The 9,404-nt window shown below is 44.5% G+C and carries 12 protein-coding genes; 5 read left to right on the plus strand and 7 right to left on the minus strand.

Translation table 11 applies throughout. The features are described from left to right. The first annotated feature begins 60 nt into the window (after positions 1 to 60). Complete coding sequence (gene rcbX / locus QUA07_RS19845) at positions 61 to 471, plus strand: RuBisCO chaperone RbcX (RefSeq protein ID WP_333328228.1); 411 nt, start codon at positions 61 to 63, stop codon at positions 469 to 471. 45 nt (positions 472 to 516) lie between these two features. Then, entirely contained in the window at positions 517 to 852 is a 336-nt protein-coding gene (locus tag QUA07_RS19850) for a ribulose bisphosphate carboxylase small subunit (protein WP_190745620.1), read from the plus strand. Between the two features lie 80 nt (positions 853 to 932). On the opposite strand, the gene QUA07_RS19855 is transcribed toward QUA07_RS19850, so the two are convergent. The 3 genes from QUA07_RS19855 to QUA07_RS19865 all read right to left on the minus strand — a co-directional run bounded on the left by QUA07_RS19855 (position 933) and on the right by QUA07_RS19865 (position 3,230). Continuing rightward, positions 933 to 1,571 (minus strand): restriction endonuclease subunit R, encoded by a 639-nt coding sequence (locus QUA07_RS19855; RefSeq protein ID WP_333328231.1) that lies wholly within the window; start codon positions 1,569 to 1,571, stop codon positions 933 to 935. A 177-nt stretch (positions 1,572 to 1,748) separates the two neighbouring features. Beyond that, positions 1,749 to 1,997: a hypothetical protein gene (locus QUA07_RS19860; RefSeq protein ID WP_333328234.1), complete on the minus strand. Its 249-nt coding sequence runs from the start codon at positions 1,995 to 1,997 to the stop codon at positions 1,749 to 1,751. A gap of 9 nt (positions 1,998 to 2,006) precedes the next feature. Continuing rightward, positions 2,007 to 3,230 (minus strand): hypothetical protein, encoded by a 1,224-nt coding sequence (locus QUA07_RS19865; protein ID WP_333328237.1) that lies wholly within the window; start codon positions 3,228 to 3,230, stop codon positions 2,007 to 2,009. A 254-nt stretch (positions 3,231 to 3,484) separates the two neighbouring features. Here QUA07_RS19865 and QUA07_RS19870 point away from each other — a divergent pair, with 254 nt between their 5' ends. Then, complete coding sequence (locus tag QUA07_RS19870) at positions 3,485 to 3,754, plus strand: hypothetical protein (protein ID WP_190660572.1); 270 nt, start codon at positions 3,485 to 3,487, stop codon at positions 3,752 to 3,754. 106 nt (positions 3,755 to 3,860) lie between these two features. Here the strand turns inward: QUA07_RS19870 and QUA07_RS19875 are convergent, their stop codons facing one another. Further along, positions 3,861 to 4,235 carry a hypothetical protein gene (locus QUA07_RS19875; RefSeq protein WP_006632950.1) on the minus strand — a complete coding sequence of 125 codons (375 nt, stop codon included), beginning with the start codon at positions 4,233 to 4,235 and terminating at the stop codon, positions 3,861 to 3,863. A gap of 261 nt (positions 4,236 to 4,496) precedes the next feature. Between QUA07_RS19875 and QUA07_RS19880 the strand changes: the two genes are divergently transcribed. After that, entirely contained in the window at positions 4,497 to 5,066 is a 570-nt protein-coding gene (locus QUA07_RS19880) for a Uma2 family endonuclease (protein ID WP_333328240.1), read from the plus strand. 7 nt (positions 5,067 to 5,073) lie between these two features. On the opposite strand, the gene ruvC is transcribed toward QUA07_RS19880, so the two are convergent. Continuing rightward, on the minus strand, positions 5,074 to 5,607 hold the full coding sequence (gene ruvC / locus QUA07_RS19885; RefSeq protein WP_333328243.1) for a crossover junction endodeoxyribonuclease RuvC: 534 nt from the start codon (positions 5,605 to 5,607) through the stop codon (positions 5,074 to 5,076). Between the two features lie 89 nt (positions 5,608 to 5,696). Beyond that, positions 5,697 to 6,812, minus strand: coding sequence for a magnesium chelatase ATPase subunit I (bchI, locus tag QUA07_RS19890; RefSeq protein WP_333328246.1), 1,116 nt, complete (start codon positions 6,810 to 6,812; stop codon positions 5,697 to 5,699). 230 nt (positions 6,813 to 7,042) lie between these two features. Here bchI and QUA07_RS19895 point away from each other — a divergent pair, with 230 nt between their 5' ends. After that, positions 7,043 to 8,470 (plus strand): DUF4339 domain-containing protein, encoded by a 1,428-nt coding sequence (locus QUA07_RS19895; protein WP_333328248.1) that lies wholly within the window; start codon positions 7,043 to 7,045, stop codon positions 8,468 to 8,470. A 498-nt stretch (positions 8,471 to 8,968) separates the two neighbouring features. On the opposite strand, the gene QUA07_RS30090 is transcribed toward QUA07_RS19895, so the two are convergent. Then, on the minus strand, positions 8,969 to 9,361 hold the full coding sequence (locus tag QUA07_RS30090; protein ID WP_445305902.1) for a cadmium resistance transporter: 393 nt from the start codon (positions 9,359 to 9,361) through the stop codon (positions 8,969 to 8,971). Positions 9,362 to 9,404 lie beyond the last annotated feature (43 nt).

A 9,404-nucleotide genomic window follows, 5' to 3' on the forward strand; every position in this document is an offset into this window, starting at 1 on the left:
TAAGTTTGCATCCAAAATCTAAAATCCAAAATCTAAAATTTGAGGGAGCTGGGGTCAAAAATGGATCTCAAACAAGTTGCGAAAGACACCGCTAAGGTGCTGGCAAGTTACCTAACCTATCAATCCGTGCGGATGGTGGTCGCTCAGTTGAGCGAAACCAATCCTCCTCTGGCAATCTGGTTGAATGATTTTTCCACTAAGGGCAAAATCCAAGATGGAGAAGCTTACATTCAAGAGTTGCTTTTGGAAAATCAAGATTTAGGATTTCGGATCATGACTGTGCGAGAGTATCTGGCTCACGATGTGACAGAATATTTGCCAGAAATGGTTTGTACTGGCATTCAACAGGCGAATATGGAACACAGACGCCAGCATTTAGAGCGAACTACGCAACTTAATTGGTCTGTTTCTAGCAGTAATCCTGAAACATCAATAGATTCTGAACCGAATCTGGATAATTTGTCGAGTTAATCGATCGACAAGTGCGATCGAACACACACCTTAGAGATACAAAAAATGAAGACTTTACCTAAAGAGCGTCGTTACGAAACTCTGTCCTATTTGCCCCCGCTGACAGACGCGCAAATTGCCAAGCAACTCCAGTACATCCTGGATCAAGGCTACATTCCCGGCGTAGAATTCAACGAAACCTCTGCCGCTGAAATGCGCTACTGGACTCTGTGGAAGTTGCCTTTGTTTGGTGCTCGCAGCGTCCAAGAAATCATGGCAGAAGTTCAAGCTTGCCGTCAAGAAAATCCTAGCTGCTACATCCGCGTCATGGGTTTTGACAACGTGAAGCAATGCCAAGTGCTGAGCTTCATCGTCCACAAGCCTAACACCAGAGGCTACTAAAAAGTATTGGCTGGCTAATCTAACTTTTAGGTTAACAGTCATTGCCGACTTGAGGCGGGGAATTTTCCCTGCCTCTTTTTTTATAGTTTGCAAATAGCTTTTAACACTTGCAGCAACAAAATTGAAGAGTCGGGTTCCATCAGGTTTAGCAAAGGCATTAGCTGATAGGTTGGGTTATTGCCCCCCTGAATATTGACGAACTGATAGTGCATTCCGTTTGTTGTCAAACCCCAGATTGTGTCTTGATATTTTAAACTTTGATAAGCATAGGTTAGCAATTGGGATAAACCCATCAATGCGTTGATTCCAGAATTTTTACTTTCAATCACCAAAACCCAAAAATATGTATCGCTTCTTATGGGTTTTATCCTGTTGACAGCTAAGATATCAAACCGTCCTTTAACGATTGTATCTTCATCTTCAATGCTAATTTCGGCGATGTCTTGTTCTAAACTAATTTTAATCGGGCGGCGGTAGAAGCCAGCCAATCGCATTAGGGGAAAGGTAGTCAGAGCTTTTACCAATCCTTCAGAAACTCGATCCGTTGAAATGTAGTCATCGAAGTCATCCCTAATTTGTATAAGTTCCTGCTGTTCGTGTTCTGTGATATCTTCAAGGGATAACAGAGAGGTAAATGAGTTAGTGTAGTGCTTTTCAAAGCCGAACAGACGGTGTACTTCTGCTAATGTTAGGTTTTTGGCATTAATAGTTGTCGTCATATTTTAATAGTTATTTAATTTTTAGTTATAATTATAACATAGACATTGCGGTAGTCCACTTACACCATTCTTAGGAACAGGCTTTTCGGCCCGTTCCACAACATATCAAGTTGTAGGGTGCATCGCCATCGAAGATATTTAAATCCGAGCGAAAATCTCATAGCGACGCACCATACCTTATTGAAGACGATCACAATCTATCCTTTCCATCACAATTCCATCAACTATTTCATAACCCCAATTAAAATGTCGATTTGCCAACTGCTCGGCCAGGTCATATTCGCCTAAATTGCAGAGTTCAACTAATTTTTGATATCCTTCATCTCTTTCTCGCTGCAACCTTTCCCCCCGCAGTTTTTCTCTCTCTTGCTCAGAAGGAGTTGGTCGCTCTTCTCCCAGCGGGTTGATATCGCTAATTCGTTTCATATTTGCTTACTAAAAAGGGATGGATTCGACTATTTCACCGTCTACTATTTCGTACCCCCAGTCGGGGTTTGCAGCGATTTGTTTTTCAACTATACTTCTGCCCAGAGGAGTTTGGTAAGCTTTTTGCAAAGAGGAAATACTGGGGATTTCGGCGGCGGTTGGTGGCTCTTTTTGTTCGAGTTTTGGCGGTTCAGGAATTATTTCAGATGTGGATTGATTTAAGGCAAATTGAGGCGCGATCGCCCCTAATTTCCGCATGACGCTATCCTTGGTAATTGGCGGTTTTTCGTTGAAGGAAGAGGGCAGATATGGTGTGTCAACGCCCTGCTGTTTTGCTTTGAGTGCATCATCGGCAAGGCGATCGCACTTTCGCAAAAATCCCTCCCACAAATCTTTGCCCAAAACCGGGTTTCTCAAATCAGCACGGGCTTTAGAGACTGCTGCTTCCAGCGGTTCGCCTTTGTGCACGTAATACTGAATTCGCTCTTCTTCAAAAGCAGGATAAGGCACTTCCGGTTCGATTTCCCAATCTCGCTTAACTTTCTGACTTTCTCCTAAAGGGATTCCGGCGATAAATTCCTCCCAAAAAGTCGAGGTTAAGCCTTTTGTCATGCTGTCAATAATTTTAAATGCCCATCCAGAAGGATTGCCAAATCCTAAATTACGCTCTTGAGCATATGCTTCTAAAGCTCGCTGAAACTTGTGCAGTTGTTCTTGGGAATTCCAAGGGCCACTAAATCGGTAATTCGGGGTGACAGCCACAGCTATTTGTTGGCGGGGTTGCCCGAAATATTTGTCGGTTTTAACTACATGATTTGGGGGTGATGTTTCGCGGAAGATTTCTACAGGGTGATTGTGACTTTCGCGGCTTATCTCTGTTATAATATCTGGCGGATTCGGTGTCCAAAAGTTATTGAGTTTTTCCTCGAAAGCGTCAATGTCCGCCCAGAGTTCTAGGGTGTCCGTGTTGGGATTTGTTAATTTTTCTTTCAGGAGCGATCGCACTTTGAGCAGGCGTCTCGCGAGTTCTTGTTCTTCGCGATTTAAACCAGTAGCTTTTTCAATTTCGCTGCTGTTGGTTTTCACCCATTCGGCAGAGTTGGACTGTTGTGATTGCCATTGCAATAATTGGCAAAGAAAAATACTCGCCGCGACTCCGCCGGTAATTGGGGCGAGTTTGGGATAGTAGATGGCGGGGTTTCCGAGATTTCCTAAAAATATTCCTATTTTCATTTTGTATATTCTTAATTCCCTTGAATCTTAGGGTTATTATTGGCGCAGCTTAGTTTGCATTCTAGGGGGCGCATCGGGCCAGCTTACCTCGACTAAACTAGCATGGAGAAACTTAAGATTTTCTTTAAGCTTCTGTCTATTCCTGACTGAATGGAGTTTCTAGAGTAAAAACGGGGATCGCTTATTCTATCGCCTGATTGACAGGAGTGAGTTAAACGTAATAATAAATTATTTACTGTAAAGCTCCTGCCAAAATGAATCCAGAACGTCAAGAGGCTTATTTGAACTTAATCGAGCGAGTGCTTACCTGTCCCAACGGCCAAGAACCAGAGGTCTTAAGTTCCTGTTCCGATTTAATTGATGCGGGATTTGTGCAAATGCTAATCCAGATATCGGCTTCAATGGCGCGCGAAGGTGACGAAGATACTGCTAATTTTTTAGTGCAACTTGCTCGTTTGCTGGGGAAATCTTTGGGTTTGTCGCCGGATTTGAGGCCGGCTGGCTACAGTAGTGCAAAGGGGTAGAGAAGAGTTGCGATCGCCTCGTTGTATCATGTTTTGAGAAATGAGGGCGATTCCCTACCCTTCGGGATAGCTTTGCTTCACCTAATTTTTAAATGCAGCTATGGCTTTACAGTTTATATTCGAGAGGCTCGCAAAACTCATTCACCCCAGTTTTAAATACATAAATAATCACCGAAGTCACCAAAATATCAGGGCAAATTTTTGCGGCAACTAAATCTCTAAATGCTGCATTCAATTGTCCGTTTGTCAACTCTTCCTTAACCTCTGATTTGCAGATAGCAACGCGGCATCTTTTGGCCAATCCGTCTAACCAATTTTCTGATATATTCGGTTCTTGTCCCGCTTGAATTGCTAGAGATATCGCTGCATCTTCGATGTTGCCTTCGCAATCTTCGATTGCGTCTAGGGCTTTTAGGGCTTCGGGATATTCCGCTAATTGCGAGCGAAATTGGGCAATTTGTTGTGAGGTAATAATCACCATATTATTTTCCTGTGTTCTCTGTTGGCGGGATAAGTTTAGCAATTAAAGTTGCTATTATAGCATTTTTTGATGGAGGTGGGAATTGGGCGATCGAACTTAATTACATTTTCAAATAATATTTTGCACTTCGCAAGAGTCGGGCTGGGGCTTAATCCCTCGTATTAAAGCTTAAGTCCGGGCTATGAGGAGTGATGTTAAAATTGACCAAATGCGGCGCTAAAATAGGTTGACAGGACTCATATTTATAGAGAGTTAGGAAAAATGACAATCGTTACTTTAAACTTAGATACTGTCGAACTAACCGATGAACAGTTTTACCGTTTATGCCAGATGAATAGAGATTGGCAATTTGAACGGACACCTAAAGGAGAAATCATTATTATGTCACCCGCAGGCGGAGTTAGCGGCAATCGAAAAGCCTATTTAATTACAGATTTGGGCTTGTGGAACCGTAAAACGCAGCTAGGGAGAGTGTTTAGTTCTTCTACACTTTTTCGCTTGCCTAATAATGGCTATCGAGCTCCAGACGTGGCTTGGGTTAGCTTAGAAAGATGGTCTGCTTTAACAGCAGAAGAACAAGAGAAATTTCCGCCAATCTGTCCTGATTTTGCCATTGAATTGCGATCGCCCCCAGATCCGCTGCGGCCGCTTCAGGAGAAAATGCAGGAGTATCTAAACAGTGGTTTACGCTTGGGTTGGTTAATTAATCCTCTAGACGAAAAAGTGGAGATTTATCGCCCTTCTCGCGAAGTAGAGGTTGTACAATTTCCTGTAAGTTTATCGGGAGAAGATGTCTTGCCCGGATTTGTGCTTAATTTGCCCATGATTTGATATTGCATCAAACTTTTTCTGTTTCCAACTGTATTTTCTTCGGACAAATATCATCATCGTACCAACCCGTCAAAGCCACCGCCAAAGCATCCGCCGCATCGTCCGGTTTCGGAATATAAGTTAACTCTAACTCCCGCGCCACGGCCTCTTGCACTTCAGATTTATCCGCATTACCGCGGCCGGTCAAAGCTTGCTTAATTTGAGCCGGCGTAAACTCGAACAGCGGCACTCCACACTGCGCCAATACTAGCGTCAAAACGCCACGCGCTTGGGCTACAAGTATGGTATTTCCCATCTTGTAAAAGAACAGTTTTTCGGCAATTGCTATATCAGGTTTAATCTGTTCAATTACCTCGTGCAAATCGTCGTAAATTGTTTTCAAGCGCTGTCCCATTTCCTGTTTTGGCGTTGTTTGTATGACGCCGCAATCAATCATGGAAACGCTATTTTTATCTTGTTTGCCCGGTACAATTTGACAGCAAATTGCCCCGTAGCCGAGATTTGCTAAGCCGGGATCTAATCCTAAAATTCGTTTTTCCATTGCCAGAATTAGTAATTGGAACTGGGAAGGAGGCATTAAAAATTTGGGAAATGTTTCCTCACTACCAATTACCAATTACCAATTATTAATTACCCCTCAGTTGTTTCTAGGCCGAATACCCGATCGAACACTTTAGTTACTTTATACCCCGAATCTATTGATTCTAGCGGGTCTTTCCGCAACCGGTGCCGCAAACACAGAGTCATCACCCGGCGAATATCGTCCACAGTCACCTCCGTGCGACATTCCAAAGCCGTGAAAGCTTTCGCAGCCCGATTCGTCACCAAATCGCCCCGCAGCCCGTCTACGTCCAATTCCGCGCAAACTTGGGAGATTTTTACCCGCAACTCTCGATCGATAGTTACCGATTTCAACCTTTCCTGGGCTTCCACCAACTTCTGCTGCATATCATCTTGTTCGTGCTGATATTTCGCGAGAAACTCCGCCGGATTTTGGTCAAAACTCGATCGCTGTTCAACAATTTCCACTCTTAAATTCGGGTCTTTTACAGTCCGAATTTCTGCGTGCATCCCGAATCTGTCGAGCAACTGCGGCCGCAATTCTCCTTCTTCTGGATTCCCGGAACCGATTAAAATAAACTTAGCGGGGTGGCGAATCGAAATTCCTTCTCTTTCAACAGTATTCCAACCGCTGGCTGCAGAATCGAGCAAAACATCGACTAAATGATCGTCGAGCAAATTGACTTCATCAACGTACAGAATGCCACGGTTAGCTTTAGCTAAAAGACCGGGTTCAAAAGCTTTAACACCTTCCGACAAAGCTTTTTCGATGTCGATCGTACCGCAAACTCGGTCTTCGGTAGCGCCCAAAGGCAAGTCTACCATTTGGACTTTTTTGCGGGCGATTTTAATCTCCGTTTGAGACATAGTGCGATCGCGCACCTCATCACTCATCAAATCTGGATCAGTGGGATGACTGTTAAAAGGATCGTCAGCCACCACCTCAATTTCCGGCAGCAAATCAGTGAGGGCGCGGATTGTGGTAGATTTGCCAGTACCTCGATCGCCCATAATCATCACCCCGCCAATTTTGGGATCGATGACATTCAACAGCAGCGCCAGTTTCATCTCCTCCTGGCCAACAATTGCAGTGAAGGGAAAAACAGCGCGGCGGGCTGCGGTAGCGGTAACGGTTGGTAGAGCGCCCGCATTTAGGGTATTGCTGACTTCGGCAGTAGGACTCACAGGATAACTCAAAATATAATAATTGCTTGTTTATTGTAGGGGATAAGGGATTGTCTGGAGCGATTCCCTACCGCAACGGGCCCGCACGCGCGTTCGGGATAGCTTCGCACGCGCGTAGTTTTAGGATGCCCACAGAGCACTGATCCCCTTCAACAGGATAACGAGTACGAGTGTTTATTTAAAAAAAGTTTTAATCAACTTGGCACATCCGGCACTGTGCAGCAATTTTTATGGACGATCGCACGGCCCAGAACGATCGGCGCGATGGGACAATATTGATGAGATCCCGTCAAATTATCCCAAACATGAATAATTGGCCGAAATTCCTCCCCGATCCTACATCGTGCGCCAGAGGGTTTGCCTTAAGCATTAGCTTTTGGCTGATTGTTTCTTTACTGTGGCCCAATGCTTACTACTATTCCTACGGATTTAGAAGGACGTACTGGTACACCATCAGGAACTCTGACTGGGAATCTCCGATCGTACTTGCTTGGTTGTGCCAAATCTGGTTATTTGCTTTCTATCACTGGGGGTTAACCAAGTTTGCAGAGTGGGTGGAAATTCGCCGACACAATCAGCAACCGCCGACTGTATCGGCTTGGAAGCACTGGCGGGAAGGCGTTATAGCATTTCTCACACTGCCAGCAGCAATCGTGATGGGAATTCCGCCGACAGCCCTTTTTATGCTGCCGATCAGAAGCTCTTCGGGCGCGCTGATTGCTTTAATTCTAGGAACTGCGATCGCATCTGCTTACCTGTATCACTTCCGCTTTGCAAAGCTGCTTAAAATTATTCTTAAATTCTTATGGATTTTCTATGCAGACCTTCTAAAGATACTTGAACTTTTGTTAGTTCCAGTATTAACTGGTACTCCGTTTTTTCTGCTAACTGTTGCGACGGCCGAAATAGTGCCAATACAGCTACTGCCACTGACAACCTTTCTGTTAGTTATTTGCGTACTGCTAAGCGGGATAGTGGGATATGCAGCTTTGCAGTATTGGTCAGCGCATCTAGTTAATTGGGGCGCGACGTGGTGGCCCGCCGACTCTCCTGGTTACGGCGGGATTCAAGCTCGCAAAGCGTGGAAACACAACAGGACAGCCACCAGCCAATCTTTTGTTCGGCACACAACCAGTTGGCACTTAGCCGCTAACGACACGACCAACCTAATTTACCTAAACCTCATAGCGATCGTACTCGGTGCGATCGGTTTTCTGCTGTTTGGAGAGTCGAAAGAATGGTCAGAAACACAAGAAGAGATTTTAGGATCTGCTGTGGCGCTAGTGTGGGTGGCGGTGTGGCATTTCTGGGGGTGGCCCGGCGAAGTAGAAATTGCTAGAGGTAAGCCGGAGGCTAAGAAAAAGCGATCGCCCAATTCTAACTCACCGCCTCCGAATCCGGTAGAACAAGAGCTAAATCAGCTCAAAGCGACAACTGGAATGAATCGGATGAAACCTGTGAGACCATCGACCCAGCCAACTCCTGAAGTTGCCCAATGGTATGTGTTTCGCAGCGGAGAAGCTAAGGGGTCCTATACAAAATTGCAATTATGGGAAATTCAGGAAATCACAGCCCGAACCAAAGTGCGGCGCGGACAAACCGAGTGGCAGCGCGCCGGTGAAATTCCAGAACTAGCGGCGTACCTCACTCAAAAATAAGACAGTTAAATAATTCACTCTCCAAATTATTCTCGTCGGAGTTGAACGCTTCTCCACAGCTTTAAATATTCAGGTCGAACAGATTCATCAATCTCGTAAGCTAAACTTTCAGGTAAATCGAGTTCGATAATTGACTGCATTGCCCGTATTTTCCCTAAAAAAAACCTCAAGTTTGTGATGGCTTTGCGATGCCAGGAATGAGACTTGAAGTCGTGACACGTGGATTTTCAGTCCACTGCTCCCGATCGATTGCTTGCATAGTAACTGCGAAGTCACAATAGGAATCCGGCAAACAATTGAAGCCACGCCGCTACTCTGTCAAAAGTAACTGCAAGATAGGGAATGGCAAGGAGATTAAATTGATAGACCACTAATTTGGGATTACGGTCTAGCTTTTTTTGGTATTCATCTATTATGTTAAAGTCTTTTTTATTACTTTATTGTAGAAAATACTACTGTTGTCATGGATTTTTTCGATGCTTCGATCACCTTTGTCTGTCAAGTGTTTGGTAGAAAAAGACGATAGGATTCGCTGTCTATCAGAATTCTGAAACCCAGCCACATTAGCACAAAAGGGAAAATCTTGCTCGCATAACGGCTGAGAACCAAAGCAATACCAGGTAGATGCGTCAGAGTATAGGACATAAACAGCCAGCAGCAAACAATAAAATAGCAAATCGGTACGATCACAGCCAGATTTTGAATACTGCTACTAGCAAATAGAGGAATATAGATACCAAGATTGTTACCACCGTTAGAAATCGTGACTGCAGAAACGCGATAAGTTTGCGGATCGCGAATTATTTCCCAGAGCGATCGCTGCCGAGAATCAAATCCGCGAAATTTAGAGTTTCTTTGGCTCTTCTGGGTTTGCGGTGGAAACTGTATAATTAAGGAACTTTATGCTAGAGGCTAAGCTCATGGATTTCCATCT

Origin of the sequence: Microcoleus sp. T3_A4 (assembly GCF_036700465.1) — a bacterium.
Taxonomy (GTDB): domain Bacteria; phylum Cyanobacteriota; class Cyanobacteriia; order Cyanobacteriales; family Microcoleaceae; genus Microcoleus.

What these genes read in the sequence shown, in the direction of transcription:
- QUA07_RS19870 (WP_190660572.1), top strand. Translation starts at nt 3,485, where the DNA reads ATGAATCCAGAACGTCAAGAGGCTTATTTGAACTTAATCGAGCGAGTG.
- QUA07_RS19860 (WP_333328234.1), bottom strand. Translation starts at nt 1,997, where the DNA reads ATGAAACGAATTAGCGATATCAACCCGCTGGGAGAAGAGCGACCAACT.
- rcbX (WP_333328228.1), top strand. Translation starts at nt 61, where the DNA reads ATGGATCTCAAACAAGTTGCGAAAGACACCGCTAAGGTGCTGGCAAGT.
- QUA07_RS19895 (WP_333328248.1), top strand. Translation starts at nt 7,043, where the DNA reads ATGGACGATCGCACGGCCCAGAACGATCGGCGCGATGGGACAATATTG.
- QUA07_RS19875 (WP_006632950.1), bottom strand. Translation starts at nt 4,235, where the DNA reads ATGGTGATTATTACCTCACAACAAATTGCCCAATTTCGCTCGCAATTA.
- QUA07_RS19850 (WP_190745620.1), top strand. Translation starts at nt 517, where the DNA reads ATGAAGACTTTACCTAAAGAGCGTCGTTACGAAACTCTGTCCTATTTG.
- QUA07_RS19880 (WP_333328240.1), top strand. Translation starts at nt 4,497, where the DNA reads ATGACAATCGTTACTTTAAACTTAGATACTGTCGAACTAACCGATGAA.
- QUA07_RS19865 (WP_333328237.1), bottom strand. Translation starts at nt 3,230, where the DNA reads ATGAAAATAGGAATATTTTTAGGAAATCTCGGAAACCCCGCCATCTAC.
- QUA07_RS19855 (WP_333328231.1), bottom strand. Translation starts at nt 1,571, where the DNA reads ATGACGACAACTATTAATGCCAAAAACCTAACATTAGCAGAAGTACAC.
- ruvC (WP_333328243.1), bottom strand. Translation starts at nt 5,607, where the DNA reads ATGGAAAAACGAATTTTAGGATTAGATCCCGGCTTAGCAAATCTCGGC.